This is a genomic window from Microbulbifer sediminum (assembly GCF_021729035.1).
In the GTDB taxonomy this organism is placed as follows: domain Bacteria; phylum Pseudomonadota; class Gammaproteobacteria; order Pseudomonadales; family Cellvibrionaceae; genus Microbulbifer; species Microbulbifer sediminum.
Window position 1 is genome coordinate 518721 of record NZ_JAJSAP010000001.1, and the last position, 18152, is coordinate 536872.

Sequence of the window (18152 nt, forward strand, 5' to 3'; positions counted from 1 at the left end):
TTTCAGCCCGGTATTGTTGCAGTGACCCGGCATCCAGCGCCGGGACTGGAATCGAAATTCATCTCCCCTCCCACGCCATGTACCCGCTCGAGCATACCCAGCAGGCCCAGGTGCTCACCGCGCCGGGCCCGCCTCCACACCTCCAACGGCTCGAACCCGCAGCCGTCGTCCTCGATTTCCACGGTAAGGCACTGCCCATCGTGCCGCAGCCTGACGTCGATACGACTCGCATCCGCATGCCGGATGGTGTTACTCACGGCTTCCTGCACCAAACGGAAAATAGTGATACGGAACTCAGCGGTTATCGAGGAGAGTTCACTATCTGCCTTCAACCCGATCGGTATGGCCGCACGGTCGCTTACCGAATCCAGGTGCACTCTCAGCGCCTCAACCAGCCCGGCTTCATCAAGTAGCGGCGGCCGCAGGCTCAGGGAAATATTCCTTACCTGGGCAATCATATGGTCGATCATGGTAAGCGGGGCACCGAGCAACCCCTGTGCTGCACCCGGATCGGTGGCTCCCCCTACACGCTGGAGACTGATCTTGGTTGCAGTCAGGGTCTGCCCCAACTCATCGTGCAGTTCCCGGGATATCTCCTGTCGCTGCTCTTCCCTGGCGGTCTGTAACCTGCGTGTCAGGTTGCGCAGGCCGGAGTGGGCCTGGGACAGCTCCTCACGGCTCTCTTTTACTTCCTGCAGTGCATAGTCCTTGTCCTGCTGTAGCTGCTCCAGCTGGCGATTGCGGCGGCGCAAGCCACGCACCCGGTGCCGGTGCCACCTCCAGGTCCCGATGACCAACAGGAAGAGGCCTCCGATGCGGAATTCTGCCGTCATCCAGATTGGCGGTATGACTTCGAGTTCCAGGGCCGGGGAGATACTCCAGTTACCGTAGGTATCCCGCCCCCGGATCCTGAGTTGGTGAGAGCCGGGCGACAATTCCAGCAGGGTAACGAAGTGCCGGTCGCCCACAGCCTGCCAGTCAACCTCATCACTCAACCGGTACTGGTACTCGTGCCTGCCACGCGCGTAATCCAGTACCGCATATGAGACCGAGAACATCTCACCCCAATTAATTGAATACTCTGTCAGTGCGGATGCCGGCTGTATCCTGAGGCCCCCGTGACCATCCGGCTGGGTCAATTCAATCAGCCGGACAGCACTGGGTTCCCGCTCACGCATCGGGGTACCAGGCGGAATCAATACCACGCCGCCGAGCCCGCCGAAGTACAAGTAATCCTCATCGCGCGCAGTGGCCCGCACATTGAACTGCGTGACCGGCAACCCGCTCGCGGCAACATGGTTGATCAATGCCCCAGTGGCCGGCTGCAACCGTGTCAGCCCATCCCGGGAGCTGATCCAGAGCGAGCCGTCGTCATCCTCGACAATACCCACTACATTGTCACTCAGCAGACCATCCCGCTCGGTCCAGCGACGTTGTAGCTGCAATCGCCCGGTCGCGGACAGTGTGAACTGGTGCAGGCCACCCCCATTCGTCCCTACCCAGAGGTCCCCGGTCCCCGAACGATGCAACCCCGTTACGCTGTGGTGCCCCAGCCCATCCACCACGCCATAACGCTGGCAGGACCACTGGTCCGTCCGGCACAGGTTAAGCCCACTCGAGCGGGTACCGACCAGGAGCAGGCGGTCGCCTAGCGCCAGAAGTCCGGAAATATAATTGCCGCTGAGGGACTCTTCCCGTTGTGGGACATGGGAGAAGGATTCGAACTGCTTGCCCGCCGGCGCAAGCCGGTACAAGCCACTTCCGCCTACACCGGCCCACAATGCGCCCAGTTCGTCCTCGGTCACACTGGTGACATACCCCTGCCCCAGCCCACGACCGGAATCCGCAGTGACCAGCTCGGCGGACTTGCCGCCCGCTGGCAGGAACCACAAACCGTGATTGGTTCCCGCCACCAGGTCCCCATTCCGCCTACGGGTAATCGCGATCACCCCATCATGCGCCAATGCCTTCGGCACATCCTGGAGCCGCTCAACCTGCTTCCGGTCAGGGGACAAAGGCTGCGGTCCACCACCAAAGGTCCCGACCCAGGGGCGCTCATCGTTATCCGCAAAAACTGCCGTCACATTGCGGTTGCGGAAATTACTGGATTCCGCGTCGGCATTGAGGAAGACGAACGGCTCTTCCGGTAACCATCCAAGATGGACGCCACCCCCCCAGGTGCCAACAAAAATGCGCTGGCCACTGATTACCAGGTTCATCTGTGGCAGCGATGGCAGCTGTCCAGGCAGGCCAAGCGATTCCGGGTTTGCCGGATACACCCCGCCACCTTCAGGATCGTAAACCAGAACCCCTGAGGTCATGGTTGTCATCCAGAGGCGACCCCGGGGTCCCCAGGCCAGGTCGGTGATCACCTGCTCTACACTGCTTTCCGGCGCTATCGGTATATGCCGGATCTCGCCTGCACCGGGACTGATAAACACCAGCCCATTGCGGGTTGCAGCGTACATGGCGCCGTCGCTCGCCTCGGCGAGCCCGAATACATCATTGACCCCGGCCGGACCTCCCGTACGGGCGGACAGGTCAATACGATCGAAGCCCTCGCGTCCCGGCCGGCGGATACTGACACCACCGCCCACGGTGGCAATCCAGATCGCCCCGTCGCGATCAGCATGCACCGTGAAAACATAGTCATGGGCAATTGAACGGGGATCCGCAGGGTCGTGAAGGAAACGCTCGACCAGGCCGCTTTCGGGATCCAGCCGGTTCAGTCCTATCTGGCTGCCGACCCAAAGGTCACCGCTGGCGTCCTCAGCCATGCCGTAGATGCTCTCGTGGCTGAGGGTCTGCGGGTCGCCGGTCCTGTGCCGGAAATGGCGAAACCTGCCCGTTTGCGGATCGTAACGGCTGAGGCCAGCGGTATTACTGGCTATCCAGATATGGCCGTGCCGGTCCTCATAGAGGCTGCGGATATCATCATCGGGCAGGCTCCCTGCCCCTCCCACGCCCACCGGCAGCAACCGGGCCTGATAGCCGTCGTAGCGGAACAGGCCTTCACGAGTGGCCACCCAGAGGAGGCCGGCACGATCCACCAGCAGGGACGGCACCACCTTTACATCCAAGCCATGGGCGACACCCAGGGGCCGGAACTCCACTGGCTGCTGCGCCAGTAGGGGGCGAGACATCAATAAAAGCACTGCCGCCAGCAGTAGCCTGGTAGCCCTGCCTGTCATTGTCGTTCCATGGTTTTCTTTCTGGACCTGGTGGACATCTTCACCGGCCCGCCGGTGCTCTGCCAGGCCAGGGCCCGGTAGCGCCGGTAGTTGGGGCGCGGGAAAATTGGAATTCAGGGAATATAACCAAACTTTATAGCCCGCTGCCAGAATGGCATAGCAATAAAACTTTTATGAATTTTCAGTCACTTTAACGGCCCTGTTTGCCGCCACCAGCCAGAACAAAAAACCAGAATATGCAATCAGGGGAAATATTTTCCCAGGGCTTATCACTGCTCCCGGAGCGGTGCCTTCAGCAGGCAGCAGGCATGAAAACAGCGGGCATGAAAAAGCCGGGCATTGCCCGGCTCGTATGTTGCACTTACCACCTGTGACAGGAAGGCGGGGCCGCACGCTGTCAATCAACGGCAGTCCCTCCCGGCTCTCAGCCGTCGGTTTTCAGGTGGCGATCAAAGAATTCCCTGATCATGGTGTACTGGTGTATCCGCGTTTGCTTGCCGCGCAGGCTGTGCTTCTTGCCCGGATAGGTCATCAACTCGAACTGCTTGCCCTTATCCTGCAAAACCTTGATCAGCCTGGTGGTATTGGTAAACAACACATTGTCGTCGGCCATGCCGTGGTAGATGAGCAGGTCGCCCTGCAGGCCATCAACATAGGGAAACACCGAGGACGCCTCGTAAGCAGACGCATCGCTGTTGGGGTTGCCCATATAGCGCTCGGTGTAGTGTGTATCGTAGAGGCCCCAGTCAGTTACCGGCGCACCGGAGACGCCGGCCTGGAAGTAATCGCCGGCCTTGAACATGTTCATGAGGGTCATGTAGCCACCGTAGCTATGGCCATACACACCGATCCGGTCTTCATCCACATAAGGCAGGGAGCGCAGGAATTTCACTCCGGTAACCTGGTCCTCGACCTCCACCGACCCCATCGCCTTGTAGATCGGGTTTTCAAACTCGGTGCCACGGTTGGCAGATCCGCGGTTATCTACGGAAAACACAACGTAACCCTGCTGCGCCATGTACTGGTTAAACAGCCGGTCCCAGCTGTTGGTCACCACCTGGGCATGCGGACCACCGTACTGGTATACCATTACCGGGTACTTTTTCGTTGAGTCGAAATTCGCCGGCTTGTACAGGCGGTAATAGAGCTGGTGCCCCTGTGGCGCTTCGATTGTGCCGAATTCCGGCACAATCCAGTCTTCCATATAGGGATACAGCGGATGCCCTTTTTCAACCGCGTTTTCTTCCAGCCATGTTACCTGCCGGCCCCCGGCGCTGTGCAGGCTTACCTGCGACGGCGTGGTGATATTGGAAAACTTGTCGATATAACCCGAGGCGTTATCGGCAAAGGTAATGCTGTGCATGCCATTTCGCTTTGATACCTGCTCGATCGGGGCATCCGCAGAGAGGCCCGTACGATACAGGTGACGCTCCATCGGCGTGCTCCTGCGCCCGGTGAAGTAGATCAGGCCGCTGTTCTCATCCACGGCCTCGAGTGCGTCCACCGACCAGTTGCCCCGTGTCAGCTGGCGCACCAGCTCCCCGTCGAGGTTATAGAGATAGAGGTGGCGGAAACCATCGCGCTCGGAGGACCAGATAAAGAGGTCACTGTCTCGAAGGAACTTCAGGTCATCATGGAGGTTCACCCAGGTATCGCTGTTCTCCTCCACCAGCGTACGGGTGCTGCCAGAGTTAATGTCCACCAGGCGCAGTTCGAGGGTTTGCTGACTGCGATCCTGCCACTGGTAGCTGAGCAGGTTATCCCGAGCCCATTCCACACGCGGTATGTAGATATCCCGCTCTTCCCCCAGGTCGATCCACTGGACATCCCCACTCTCGACATTCAATACGCCTAGCCTGAGTAACACATTGGGGCGCCCGGCCGCAGGGTAGCGCTGCTGGATCATGTCAATACGATCGGCGTATATCTCGCTGCGAGTGACTTCGTCGACGGGAGACTCGTCCACCTGCAGGAAAGCAATATGGCGGTCATCGGGTGACCACCAGTAGCCGGTCATGCGATCCATCTCCTCCTGGGCAACGAACTCGGCCATGCCATTCTTCACCGGGCCCTCCCCGTCGTGGGTCAACTGGCGTTCACGGCCGGTCTGCGGGTCGACGATAAAGATATCCTGGTCGCGGATAAAAGAGACATAGCGCCCCTGGGGCGAGACCCGCACATCGGTTTCAAACGCATCACTGTCGGTCAGGCGGCGGGCAGATTTGCGGGCGAGGTCATAATAGAAGACATCACCGGCCAGCGGGAACAGCAGGGCATCGCCTTTCCGGGACCAGGTGTACTCCATGATGCCGCTGCCATAAATTCGCTGGCGCTCGCGACGGGCCTTCTCCTCGTCCGAGAGAACTTCCTCACCTTTGTGCAACGTGTCGGAGTCGACCAGCAGCCGGGTTTCACCCGCCTGTAGGTTGTATTCCCACAGGTCATAGCGGTTGTAATCCTCCTCACGCCCCTTGAGGAAAGTGACACGGCTGCCATCGGGAGAGTATTTCAATGCGCGGGGCGAGGATCCGTCGAGAGCGGGATCGGAGAACATTCTCTCGATCGACAACGAATCTGCGGAAGTATGCCCGGCCACAAGGCAGCCAAGCAGCAACAACATCTGTTTTTTCATAAGTATACGGGGCTCCCGATTGCGTCTTTCTCGTTGCGGCAGAATCTCACCTGTACGGGATTCTAAACGCAAGTACCAAACACGGAAAGGCGCGATCGAGACAGCCAGCGATGGCCAGCCTGGGCTCCGCCCGGCGCGTCACAGGCTCCGGCCTGCCCCATCAATCATTCCCGGCCCTCGCCATGGTTTCGACCCGCCTGTCCCCGGCAGCCCGATCCCGCAGGGCAACCCTTGCCGGCGGCGCCTGGCCGGACTTGTCTTCGCCGAAGTAGATCGTCTGGTGTGGGAACGGAATCTCAATCCCCTCGCGGTCAAACTTTTGCTTGATGCGGCGGTTAAACTCCCTTCCTACGTGCCACTTTTCGTGCGCCCGCGTCTTCGTGCGGGCCTTGATTACGACCGCACTGTTCTCAAATGCATCCACACCCAGCACTTCCAGTGGCTCGAGGATCAACGGGCCAAATTCATCACTCTGCCGCAGCTCCTCGTCCACAGCATGCAGGCAGTCGATGACCTCATCGGTGTCTTCGCGATAGGCCACACCGATTTCCAGCATGTAATAGCTATAGTGCTTGGTCATGTTATCGACTACGGAGATTTCACTGAACGGAATGGTGTGCACAGTGCCGTCCAGCGCCCGCAACTCGATTTTCCGGAGGGAAATATTGGTGACCTCCCCGGTCCGGCCGCCTACCGTCACGATATCTTCCACCTGCAAGAGATCCTCAAGCAGAATTGTAAAACCAGTGAGAAAGTCCTTGACCAGGGTCTGGGCGCCGAAACCGATCGCAATGCCAAACACACCGGCACCGGCCAGCAGGGGCATGACATCAACGTCGAATTCGGACAGGACCGTCAACACGGTCATCACCGTCAGTACGAACAGCAGCAGGTTGCGGATCAACGGCACCAGTGTTCGCACGCGGGCATTGGCTGACAGCATTTGCTCACCGAAATAGTGCTCGATCACCCCGTTGATCGTTTCCCACAGTGCACAAAACACTGCGAGCACCAGAAACAGTGACAGAGTGACCTGGGCCATATTGCGCAGGGCCTCCCTGGAGACCAGCTCACCCAGCGCCCCGCCAAGCAATTCCACCCCGGTATAGCCGAACAGGATCACCGCCATGGCGTAACCCAGCCAGCGCTGCAACCGAAACAGGACAGAATAGCGCGAACGCGCGATGCCCAGCCGCTTACGTCCGGGCCACAACTTTGCATCGACAAATGAAGCTACGCGGTTATTGATGGTGACGCCTACAAGTAGAATTACCGAGGCAATGATCATCAGCAGGATTCGCCCAGCCTCATTGGCAGAAAGGCCAATCCCATTCAGGAATGATGAATAATCCCTGACTATTTCGGTAGCAACATCATCTACAGCAAAAGCATCACTGATCTTGAGGGCACCCTCGCCCGGGCCAGCCTGGCTGGCCTGACGAAGCCGCTTCAGGTTACCCAGAAACTGCTTGCGCTGGGCAGGATCCTCCAGCAACTCAACCAACTGGTCGATCTGGCCAGGGGACAAACTGGATTCACCGCCGCTGGGTGTCCCGTTGCCTGCGACGCGCGATGCAGCTGCGACAGCGGGAACCGTGCCGCCAGTAAGGCCTTCGGACTGGGTCGGACTTTCCTCCGACAGAACCGCCGGCGATAACAGAAGCAGCTGTAGCAGTAGCACAGCCACCGGCCGCACACTGACACGATATGAAAAAATATTCCCCCCTGCCTGAAAACTCTGTGGGTTCGACGGTAATATTTCCCAGGCCGAGACAGCCCCGGCCGGTTTCCGGTCCAGGGCAATGTGCTCGAGCACTCGCCAATCCCGGATAAGCAAAATTCACCGCACACTACCCGGCATGAGGGTGGCAGCGCCCATTTTCAACCCCCCCCCTCGCAAGGGGACTCGCTGAGCGCCATCCGTTGCGCGATGGGCTGGCGGGCCACACCGATGATTGCCAGCATGGTGAAGAGTCGGGAACTAAACGACTCCGCACTTTGTCGGAGCGTGACCGCCATAAACTTGTTAACCAATCGAGGAGTGAAAATATGGTTATCAGCAGGAAACTGGCACTGGTGTTTTTCGCCACATTACTGGGCGCGGGCATCGCCGGCTGTGACCGCGATACCGATGCCGAGGAAGTGGGTGAAACCATCGACGAGAAAGTCGAGGACGTTGGCAATGCGGTAGAGGATGCCTGCGAGGAAGTAAAAGAAGGCGTCGAAGCCAAAGATACCGACTGCTAGCAGCTCACCATGGTCGTCACTGCAGGGAGAGCCGTGGCGACGCTCGCTATGCGGGCCCGCCAGCCGGGTTAGCCACTCCCTGCCCAGCCCACCCGATCAAGCCGGGTTTGTTGCAATACCAGGCCCCACAGCCAACCGGCAAAATCAGGGATGCGGATACCGCGCTAGCTCATCGGCCAGTATCGCCTTCAACGAGGACAGCTCGTTCTCGAAGTTTCGCCACTGTTCGGTGCTGCTTCGGTAAATTGGCTGCCGCACCTGCTCCGCGCTTGGTGTGCGGACGGCGCGCCGGGTAGCATGGAATTCGATGCAGGCTTCTTCAAAAGGTAGTCCGCAGAATTCCAGTATGCGCCGGACCTCGCCCTCCAGATTATCGACAACCGCTTCGTAGTGAACACGCAACACCTGCCCCGGCAGAACCCGGTCCCAGTGGTCCATCAGTCGCACATAATCCCGGTAATACTCCCCGACAGTTTCCTGGCCGTACGTGAACTCCTGCCCTTCGGCAAACAGCTGCTTGAAACCGCTGAAGCAACATGCCACTGGGTGGCGACGGGCATCGATGATCTTTGCGTTGGGCAGCATCAACTTGATCAGGCCGATGTGGCGGAAGTTGTTGGGCATCTTGTCGATAAATAGCGGCGCGGCTTTCCGGTGTATCCGCGTCTCCTCGATATAGCGCTCACCCAGCTCGCGCAGTTGCCCGGAGTCCAGGTCATGTAAAACCGCCGGGTAGCGCGGCGTCTCGGTGGCGCGTCGGCGGCCATCCAGGCGGCGAGCTGCCGCCATGATATTGTGCAGCTCCAGGGTGCCATCCACCTGCGAATGGGATGAAAGGATCTGCTCGATCAGGGTCGAGCCGGCACGGGGCAGGCCCACGATAAATATCGGGTCGGGTGCAGGACAGCCGCTGTCCGCATTGCGGGCAAAAAGCTCTGGAGTGCAGTGTTCGATCTGGAGATCGGTATCGCGACGGTTATGCCCCATACTGTAGCGGCACTCCTGCTGTTTGAGCGTATTACCCTGCTCATAAAAGCTGAACGCTTCAGCAAATTCCTTGCGATCCTCCAGCGCCTTCCCCAGGGCAAAGCAGAGATGATAGCGGTCCTCCAGGGCGGTCTCCGGCCGGGACTGCAGTGTGCGCATGCGCTCCACTTCGTCATCGGAGAAACGGTAGGTTTTCATATTGGCGAGGCTCCAGTAGGCATCGCCGAAATCCTCTCGCGCACGATAGGCTGCACGGTAGGCATCGTTGGCCTCTGTTGCACGACCGATGGTTTTCAGGGTGTGGCCGCGCTGCAGGTGAATATTGGCAAGTTGCGGTTCTTCTGCCGCGATACTGTCGTAGATGGCCAGCGCAGTGTCGTAATCGCCCACCATTGCACTCTGGGTGGCATACAGGATATCAGCCTGGCGACCGCCCTGGCCCTCGCGCAACTTTTTCGCCTGGGCCAGTGCCGCGGCGAACTTCTGCCGCTTGCGTAATACGCCGATGTAGTCAAAGCGGGCCTGGTGGAAATCCGGGTAAAGCTCGAGACAGCTTTCCAGCAGGAAGTCCGCGTCGTCAAGGATTCCCAGTTCGGCACCCACCAGTGCCAGCAGGCGCATGGCTTCGGGATGATGCCGGTGGCGCTGGAGGAAACCGCGACAGATCTGCTCCGCCTTGTGGAGCTTGCGCTCATATAACAGGCTCGCGGCGCTGGCCAGCTCCGGTGGCAGCTTCTGCAGGTGCTGGAACTGGCGCAGGGCATGTTCCGCCTCTTGCTGCTCTCCCGCCTGGCGCAGGCCAAGTGCAAGGCCTTTCCAGCTGGCGTGCAGTGCTGGGTTCAGTTCCACCGCCCGCCGGTAGGCACTGACGGCCGCCGGTCGATCATCGAGCCCGGTGAAATTGTGCCCCCGCTCCTGGTACGCCCTTGCATTGCGATCGTCCAGGGCCAGTATTTGATCCAGGGTTTCCAGCGCTTGCGAGAACTCGCCCAGATAGCGCTGGCAGGCAGCCAGCATATACAGCGTTTCCGTATCCCGGGGATATTCCGCAGCGAGCTTTTCCACCAGGCCCCTCGCCCGGTTGAATTCCTGCTGTTTCATTGCGCTGCGAACCTCACGGAGCGAATCCCGGTCGGCGCGGTCCGGCATGGGAGAAGTCTGTTGTGCGGCCTGTCTGTCTGTAGACACGGAAAATACTCGTCAGTGGCAGTCGGTTAAAGCCGGGCTGGGGTAAGCAGGGGATTCGCCTTTGGCCATGTGCAACGCACTAGCGTAAAGGAGAATCCGCTACCCACCCGGATTGCACTCCCCTGCCTGGGGAGCGCAACCCGGCCCTGATTCCAGAATCAGTGATCAGAAATCATAGGTCAGCCGCACGCCCATGGTAAGCGGACGGTTAGTGGTAATGCGCTTGGAGTTATCCAGCGTGTTGATAAACAGCTCCGCGCGCTCATCGGTGAGGTTTTCGGCGTACAACTCGGCACCCCAGTTCATCTCACGCAGGCCAACAGATGCGTCTACCGTGGTGTATGCATCCTGGCGGAAGCGATCGTTAGGCTGCACCACGATGGAGCTCCACGCTTCATCGCTGTACTGCGCACCCACCTGCCAGTAGGCGTCAAATCCGGAAACAGTCCAGTCATAACGCGCACGCAGGTTCATCTGCAGGGGCGGAGAGAGAGCCAGCTCACTACCTTCCGGCGCCACGTTCACGGCACTGGCCGGTACCTTGGTGATCTCGGTGTCATTGTAGGAGAAGGCACCGATAATCTGCAGCTTGTCCGTGGGCAGCCAGGTCACGTCGGCTTCAATACCGCGGATTTTCGCATCGAGAGCGTTATCCAGGTAGAACAGGAAGTAGACGCTCGGATCGAATACCGAAGTCTGGATATTGGACCAGTCCACCTGGTAAATGCTGCCGTTGAACTGCAGGCTGTAGTCCATCAGGCTGGTTTTCCAGCCGGCCTCGTAGTTGTCGACGGTGTCGGTGGTGACAGTGTATGGCACCGTGGTGGTTTCGTTGCCGTTACCACCGCCGCGGTTGAAGGCGGGCGGACGGAAGCCCTCAGAATAGGTGGCATACAGCAGCACGTCGCTGCTGGGCGTGTAGCTCAGGGTGAACTTGGTGATCACGTCACTCTCGTTCAGCGGCGTTTCCACTCCTGCTTCAGCCCACTTGGAATCCAGGTTGTCACCGTACAGGTCCAGGTCGACACCTTCGCTGAACTGCGGCGAGTTGCCGAATGAAGAGTTGGCGGAGCCCAGCAGTTCCACGTCAATATCGTACTGGCGCAGGCCTACAGTAGCGGTCAGCTCGTTGGTGAGGTCATAAGAGAGCTCGCCGAAGAAGGCCAGCTGCTCTTCCGTACGGGTGATGTCGTTAAAGAAGGCCACGCCGGCCGGGCGCGCGCTCGGGTCGATGACGGTGGCCTTGTTGGGATCCAGGGTGTCCGGGGACCAGCCACGCGGGTAGTTTTCCGGGAAGCCCAGGTCAATGATGGAGTTGTAGACGAAGTTGCCCCGGTCCAGGATCTCGACATCCTCATAGAAGGCGCCGGCGGTCAGGCGCAGGGCGTGCTCTTCCGGCGTAGAGAAACGCAGCTCGTGGCTGGTGCGGGTGTTTTCCACCAGGCCGACATAACCTTTGGTGGGATCGTAGCAGCTGTCGACATAGTCACAGGTGTAGTAAGCCACGTAGCCACCGACATCGTTGTAGCCGGTGTAATCCATCGACTGCTCCACCTCGCGGTCCAGGTAGGCACCGGTATAAACCACGTCCAGTGCCGCCAGGCGGCCTTCCAGGGTCCAGCTGGTGAGGTCGAAGCTGTCTTCGAGGGAATCCTCGAAGTAGCGCTGCACTTCCAGGTCGCCCACATCTTCCGGGTCGTGGTCGAAGACACCGTCCGCATCCAGGTCCTGGTGGGTATGCTGGACCAGGGCTTCCCAGTTGTCGTTGATCAGGTACTTGACGCCGATCCGCGCACCGCGATAGCTGGCGTCGTTGAAATCCTCTTCCACCAGGTCTTCGTTGGTGGCGCTCTCTACCGGCAGGCCAGCCCAGGCCGGGTTCACTTCCGGATCGGGAGTGTAAGTGCCGGCCACGTTGTCGATGTAGCCACCCTCATTGGACTGGTATGCGGCAACACGCGCGGCCAGTTTGCCTTCCACCAGCGGCAGGTTGACCACCGACTCCAGGGTATCGGACATCTCGCCGTCCTTGGTGGAGGCGAGGCCCGCTTCAACACCCAATTCAAACTCGTCAATCACCGGCTTATTGGTGATCAGGCGCACGGTACCGGCCTGGGAGCTGGCGCCGAACAGGGTGCCCTGCGGGCCCTTGAGGACTTCCACCCGCTCGATGTCGGTCACATAGACATCCAGGTTGCGCCCGCCGACGCTGACCGGGGCCTCATCGACGTACAGGGCCACATTGGGAGCGGTGCCATTCGCCTGGGACAGCTGGGTAGCAATAGTGTCGGTGGCCATACCGCGGATGTAGATGGATGACTGGCCCGGGCCGCGACCGCCGGAGGTCACATTGGGCATGTGGCGGATATAGTCGTCGAAGTTGGTGACGTTGAGGTTTTCCAGGTTCTGCTCCCCCAGTGCCTGGACAGTTACCGGGATATCCTGTGCGCTTGAAGAGCGCTTGGTGGCGGTAACCGTCACCTGTTCAATCTGCCTGGGAGCGGCGTCTACTGCCGTACTGCCCAACAGCGCCGCGGACGCGGCGATGACTGCGCTGTGCAGTTTATTTTTCTCGAACACAAAGTTCTCCTTGCTTTCCTTAGGTTGATTTCAATCGTTGAAAATCGCCGCCCGCGTCATGCGGGCCATTCCCGGCAACCGTTATGCGGCCCCCGGCAACAGCGGATGTAGATGCACCGGCCCGCGCACTGTGTGCCGGCACTCTCATCTCGCTTAAAAAGTTTTGTGGTGTAATTATTTTTGGATAATTGCCCGAATCGAAGTGACCAAAAACACACTTCGCGAGGCTAAAGACAGGGTAGGCATTGCGATTACAGTCAGCACATTGCCTTTATTTGCGGCGAATTTTTGCAAATTTACGGGAGAAAGACAAATACCCGTCACAATTAGTGCAAAAATTGATCAAGGCAAATTATTTTGCACTGAAAGCTTTGTGTCGCTGGAGCGCCGGCAATCGGGGAGAACATGATTAGAGATCAAAAGGCCCCGTCCGGGTGATCATGTTTCTGCGGCCAGGCTTCGTGCGGGTCGAGCCAGTTCGCCGGAGTCAACTGGCAGGAGCTTGCCGGTGGAGGAAAGCGGGGCAGTGCCACCACTCACGGTCGCGTCATTGACCACCAATTGGGACACTGCTGTAATCCACACGCAGAAACCCACCTGACATAGCAATCCAATACATGAATATCTCTACCCGCGACGTCAACCTGCTGGTGTTGTTCAGGGTGCTGTATGAAGAGCAGAACCTGACCGCCGCCGCCCGGCGTATGGCGCTGAGCCAGCCAGCGCTCAGCCACCGCCTGAGCAAACTGCGCGATGAGCTGGGTGACCCGCTGTTTGTGCGCGCGGCGCGCGGCCTGACCCCCACCCCCAGGGCTCATGCCCTGGCGCCGGAAGTGACACGTTTGGTGGACCAGATTGAGGGGTTCTACCAGGGCGCCGATGAGGATTTTCTGTCCCTACCGGACACAGTGCATATCTATGGCACCGACTATATCGAACAGCTGCTGATGCCGGGGTTGATCCGGCGGGTTTCGGAACTGGCGCCCAGGCTGCAACTGGTGACCCACAACACCCGCGGCCAATTACCGGCACGCGAACTGGAGAGCGGCGCCTGCGATATTGCCATCGCAGGCTTTTACACCGGCCTGCCGTCGACCTTTTACCAGCAGGCACTGCACTCCGAGGACTTTGTGGTCCTGGCGGCGCGGGACAACAGCCGGATTGGCAGGCGCCTGACGCTGAAGGCATACCTGGAATGCCCGCACCTGGTGACAACCCTCACCGGCGACCTGCACGGGATTGTCGATCGCGCCCTGCAGGAGCGGGGGGAGAAACGACGGGTGGTGGCGGGCCTTTCCAGCTTCCTCGCGCCTCCGGCAATGGTACGCAACAGTGATCTGTTACTGACCTGCCTGCGCTCGATTGCCGGGGAAGCGACGCAGCGCTACCCGGACCTGGAGATCCACCGAGTGCCAATCCCCCTGGAACCCGTACAGGTAGTCCAGACCTGGCACCAGCGAACCCACCGGGATCCGCTGCGACGCTGGCTGCGCGGGCAGATCAGGGAATTGCTGACTGACAGCCCGCACGAAAGTGACAGCTAGTGCCCGTGTCGCCTGCTAGTCTCCGGTGAGTTCGCGCACGCGATCCCGGATCGCCTCACCAACGCCCCTCGCCGAAGCCGGGTTCTGGCCAGTCACGAGGCGATCGTCGACGGACACCGATTTCTGGAAATTTTCCGCCTTCTCGTGCGTGGCGCCACGCTCCTTCAGCTTCGAGGCCAGCAGGAAAGGTACAATGCCGTCTTTCTCGACCGCTTTCTCCTCCTCATCGGTAAAGGCGGAAACCGTCTTGCCTTCCACCAGCCAGCTGCCGTCGTCCAGCTTCACGTTCACCAGCGCTGCGGGCCCGTGGCAAACGGCACCGACGACCTTGCCGGCTTCGTACACCTGGCGAATCGCAGCCTGCACGTCGGGGTGGTCCGGCAGGTCCCACATGGTGCCATGGCCACCGGGGAAATACAGGGCCTCATAGCTTGTGAGATCCAGGTCCTTCAATGCCGGGGTGCGCTTCAGCTTGGCATTTACGTCCGCGTCCCCGGTAAACTCCCGGTTTACCGGGTCATCAAGGTCCAGGCTCCCGGGATCGATCGGCGCCTCGCCGCCATCCGGCGTGGCAAAGTCGACATGGAAGCCCGCTTCCCGCAGGACCCTCCAGGGTTGTGCGGCCTCGGACAGGTGGAAGCCGGTCTTGTCCCCGGTGTCCCCCAGTCGGTCGTGGCCGGTGAGCACAAATAATACCTTTCGCTCCGCCATCTGGATCCTCCTTCAAGCATTGTCAGGAATAAGTCCTGTGACCTTAAATTTCTTTGCGGTCGAGTTCAAACGATCCTCGCAAGTACAGCAGACCGTTCGATTTAATCCAGCAAACCTGCAGGATTTATGCGATTTAAAGCCACACGGCCGCCCCTTATGATTCACGCTATCCCTGGGTTACGGCGAGGAAAAAGCGATGGATTACCTGAGGAAAGCAGACGAGCGCGGACGCGCAAATTTTGGCTGGCTGGATAGTCGCCACTCTTTTTCCTTTGGCAGCTACTTCGATCCGCGCCATATGGGCTTTTCCGTGCTGCGCGTAATCAACGACGATCAGGTCCGTGGCGGCATGGGCTTCGGTGCCCACGGGCACCGGGATATGGAGATTGTCTCGTACGTGCTCGAGGGTGCCATCGAGCACCGCGATAGCCTCGGCAACCGCTTCCTGTTGCCCGCTGGTGAAGTACAGCGTATGTCTGCCGGCACCGGGATTCAGCACTCGGAATTCAACGCTTCGCAGACCGACTCCCTGCGCTTCCTGCAGATCTGGATTGAGCCCGCGGTGACCGGCATTGAACCTGGGTACGAGCAGGCAAACATCCCGCAACAGGGAGCGCTGACTCCGCTGGTAACGCCCGATGGCCGCCATGGGAGCCTGCGCATTCACCAGGACGCCAGCCTGTACCGGCTCCGGCTCGCCGCCGGTGAGGCGGCGGCGCTGGGCACCGGTGAGCGACAGGGGTATCTGCATGTGATTGACGGCCATGCCAGCACAGACGCCGTAACACTCGCACCCGGGGATGGCCTGGGCATGAAAGCACAGCGTGAACGGGAGATCACCGCCGGACCCGGCGGCTTTGAGGCACTCTGGTTCGACTTGCCCGGAGATCACTGATGGAGGCACTGGCGGGCAATCCAGTATTCTGGCTGCTGGCCATCGCCGGGGTCGTGCTGACGGGCATCTCCAAGTCGGGGTTCGCGGGCGGTGCCGGCGTCGTGGCGGTGCCGCTGCTGGCACTGGTGATGCCCATCCCCCAGGCCGTGTTCCTGGTGCTGCCGCTGCTACTGGTGATGGATGTAAAGACCGTTCAGTACTACCGGCACCACGCCAGCTGGACAGACCTGCGCGCCGTGTTGCCCGCGGCGCTGCTCGGCATCGCCGCAGGTGGCCTGATGCTGGGGCGAATGCCCGAACAGGCCCTGCGGATCACGCTCGGGGGCATCTCTATCGTATTTGCGCTCTGGCATGGACTGGCCCCGTTACTCGGGGGCATGAAGGGCGCCGGCTGGTTGTGGGGCGCAATAAGCGGCCTGACCAGCACGCTGATTCACGCCGGCGGCCCGCCTATCAACATCTACCTGATCGCCCGCCAGCTGCCGAAACTGTCCTGGCTGGCCACTGCCGGCATTTTCTTCGGCACCATGAATGTCATCAAGCTGGTGCCCTACCTGCTGACCGGCGAGTGGGGGGCGGATGTATTCCTGATGTCGCTGCTGCTCCTGCCGGTGGCCTTCCTCGGCACCTGGCTCGGCAAGCATATCCAGGGACGAATACAGGATCGACATTTCATGCTCTGTTGCCGCGGCCTGCTGCTGGCCTCGGGATTGCTGCTGATCGCCCAGGCAGTGTCCGGGTAAATTGCGCTACTGCCATTGAAGTCCCGCACAAGGCCCCCAACTACACTGGTGGAATGAAAGGCACGAACCTGGCTGTCGCCCCGCCAGTGAAACAGAAGGCTCAACCATGAAGAAATTACCCCTACAGATTGAAATAGTTTCAGACGTCGTCTGCCCCTGGTGCGTGATCGGTTATTACCGCCTGCTGCAGGCGCTGGAACGGTTCGAATACGAGGTTGATCCGACCATCTCCTGGCTGCCCTTCGAGCTCAATCCGCAGATGCCCGAAGAGGGACAGAACCTGCGCGAGCACCTGGCCGAGAAATACGGCACCACGCCGCAGGAGAGTATCGAGGCACGCCAGCGACTCACCGACCTGGGCGCCGATGTGGGCTTCACCTTCAATTACAGCGACGATATGCGCATGTACAACACGTTTAATGCGCACCAGCTCTTGCACTGGGCTGCCGAGCAGGGCAAGCAGAATGCGCTCAGTATGCGCCTGTTCGAGGACTTTTTTGGCAAGCGCAAAAATGTTGGCGATACCGCTGTACTGGTAGAGGCCGCCCGGGATGTGGGCCTGGATGCCGATCGCGCACGAGAGCTGCTGGAGCAGCAGGCCTACGCGGATACGGTGCGCGAGCTGGAGCAGCTGATCGCGGGCCAGGGCGTACAGGGGGTTCCACTGTTTGTCTTCAACCGACAATATGCCATCAGCGGTGCCCAGGAGGTGGCAACTTTCGAGCAGCAGCTGCAGCAGATTCTCGATGAAAGCGAACCGGGCTGACACACCGGTAAATCACCGGCACGGGAAAAATAACAATGCAACGGAAGACAATCGTAGCCTGCTGTATCGCAGCAACCATTTTCAGCCTCACAGGCTGCGGCCAGGAAGGCAAGCCCCGACAGCCCGCTGACCAGTTCCTTGCCAATATCGCAGAATATTGTGGTAAGGCTTTTGCCGGCAAGATCGTTGCCAATGCCCCCGCCACCGGACAACCGGACCCGTTTGCCGGCAAGACGCTGGTCATGCATGTGCGCGGCTGTGACGAGCCCCGGCGGGAATTGCGCATTCCCTTCCATGTCGGTGATGACCACTCCCGCACCTGGATCCTGACTCGCACCGATACCGGCCTGCGCCTCAAGCATGATCACCGCCACAAAGATGGCTCCGCCGACCCGGTCACCATGTACGGCGGCAATAGCAACGATGCCGGTAGTGCGAAACGGCAGGAGTTTCCCGTGGATAAGGAATCCGTTGCGATGTTCAAACGGCAAGGACTGGCAGCCTCGGTCGACAATACCTGGGCAATGGAGATTCACCCGGGGAAGACCTTCGCGTACGAACTGACCCGTCCCGGCGGGCGCCGGTTCCGGGTGGAATTCGGATTGGACAGGGAAGTCCCGCTGCCGCCCGCCCCCTGGGGGAGCGGCAACTGATAACACCCGGTATGG

12 protein-coding genes are annotated in these 18152 nt (G+C 59.9%); 6 read left to right on the top strand and 6 right to left on the bottom strand.

Annotation, left to right across the window (positions count from 1 at the left end):
* Nucleotides 1–2 precede the first annotated feature (2 nt).
* The 3 genes from LVD11_RS02105 to LVD11_RS02115 form a co-directional block, all read right to left on the bottom strand.
* On the bottom strand, nucleotides 3–3191 hold the full coding sequence (locus LVD11_RS02105) for a sensor histidine kinase (protein WP_237055459.1): 3189 nt from the start codon (nucleotides 3189–3191) through the stop codon (nucleotides 3–5).
* Nucleotides 3192–3615: 424 nt separating this feature from the next.
* On the bottom strand, nucleotides 3616–5823 hold the full coding sequence (locus LVD11_RS02110) for a S9 family peptidase (protein WP_237055461.1): 2208 nt from the start codon (nucleotides 5821–5823) through the stop codon (nucleotides 3616–3618).
* 160 nt (nucleotides 5824–5983) lie between these two features.
* On the bottom strand, nucleotides 5984–7351 hold the full coding sequence (locus LVD11_RS02115) for a mechanosensitive ion channel family protein (protein ID WP_237055464.1): 1368 nt from the start codon (nucleotides 7349–7351) through the stop codon (nucleotides 5984–5986).
* Between the two features lie 521 nt (nucleotides 7352–7872).
* On the opposite strand from LVD11_RS02115, the gene LVD11_RS02120 reads away from it, so the two are divergent.
* Nucleotides 7873–8070 carry a hypothetical protein gene (locus tag LVD11_RS02120; protein ID WP_237055466.1) on the top strand — a complete coding sequence of 66 codons (198 nt, stop codon included), beginning with the start codon at nucleotides 7873–7875 and terminating at the stop codon, nucleotides 8068–8070.
* A 144-nt stretch (nucleotides 8071–8214) separates the two neighbouring features.
* On the opposite strand, the gene LVD11_RS02125 is transcribed toward LVD11_RS02120, so the two are convergent.
* Together LVD11_RS02125 and LVD11_RS02130 are read right to left on the bottom strand one after the other, a co-directional pair.
* Complete coding sequence (locus LVD11_RS02125; protein WP_237055467.1) at nucleotides 8215–10245, bottom strand: tetratricopeptide repeat-containing sulfotransferase family protein; 2031 nt, start codon at nucleotides 10243–10245, stop codon at nucleotides 8215–8217.
* Nucleotides 10246–10410: 165 nt separating this feature from the next.
* Complete coding sequence (locus LVD11_RS02130) at nucleotides 10411–12825, bottom strand: TonB-dependent receptor (protein ID WP_237055469.1); 2415 nt, start codon at nucleotides 12823–12825, stop codon at nucleotides 10411–10413.
* Between the two features lie 617 nt (nucleotides 12826–13442).
* Here LVD11_RS02130 and LVD11_RS02135 point away from each other — a divergent pair.
* Nucleotides 13443–14369 (top strand): LysR family transcriptional regulator, encoded by a 927-nt coding sequence (locus tag LVD11_RS02135; RefSeq protein WP_237055471.1) that lies wholly within the window; start codon nucleotides 13443–13445, stop codon nucleotides 14367–14369.
* A 15-nt stretch (nucleotides 14370–14384) separates the two neighbouring features.
* On the opposite strand, the gene LVD11_RS02140 is transcribed toward LVD11_RS02135, so the two are convergent.
* Nucleotides 14385–15080, bottom strand: a complete 696-nt coding sequence (locus tag LVD11_RS02140) for a type 1 glutamine amidotransferase domain-containing protein (RefSeq protein WP_237055473.1) — start codon at nucleotides 15078–15080, stop codon at nucleotides 14385–14387.
* Between the two features lie 196 nt (nucleotides 15081–15276).
* On the opposite strand from LVD11_RS02140, the gene LVD11_RS02145 reads away from it, so the two are divergent.
* The 4 genes from LVD11_RS02145 (at nucleotide 15277) to LVD11_RS02165 (ending at nucleotide 18137) form a co-directional block, all read left to right on the top strand.
* On the top strand, nucleotides 15277–15975 hold the full coding sequence (locus tag LVD11_RS02145) for a pirin family protein (RefSeq protein WP_255775213.1): 699 nt from the start codon (nucleotides 15277–15279) through the stop codon (nucleotides 15973–15975).
* Complete coding sequence (locus tag LVD11_RS02155; RefSeq protein ID WP_237055475.1) at nucleotides 15975–16718, top strand: sulfite exporter TauE/SafE family protein; 744 nt, start codon at nucleotides 15975–15977, stop codon at nucleotides 16716–16718. The genes LVD11_RS02145 and LVD11_RS02155 overlap by 1 nt, the downstream gene beginning before the upstream one ends.
* 106 nt (nucleotides 16719–16824) lie before the next feature.
* The gene (locus LVD11_RS02160) at nucleotides 16825–17484 is read left to right on the top strand and encodes a DsbA family oxidoreductase (protein WP_237055477.1); all 660 of its coding nucleotides are present in this window, start codon (nucleotides 16825–16827) and stop codon (nucleotides 17482–17484) included.
* Between the two features lie 35 nt (nucleotides 17485–17519).
* Nucleotides 17520–18137 carry a hypothetical protein gene (locus tag LVD11_RS02165; RefSeq protein ID WP_237055479.1) on the top strand — a complete coding sequence of 206 codons (618 nt, stop codon included), beginning with the start codon at nucleotides 17520–17522 and terminating at the stop codon, nucleotides 18135–18137.
* Nucleotides 18138–18152 lie beyond the last annotated feature (15 nt).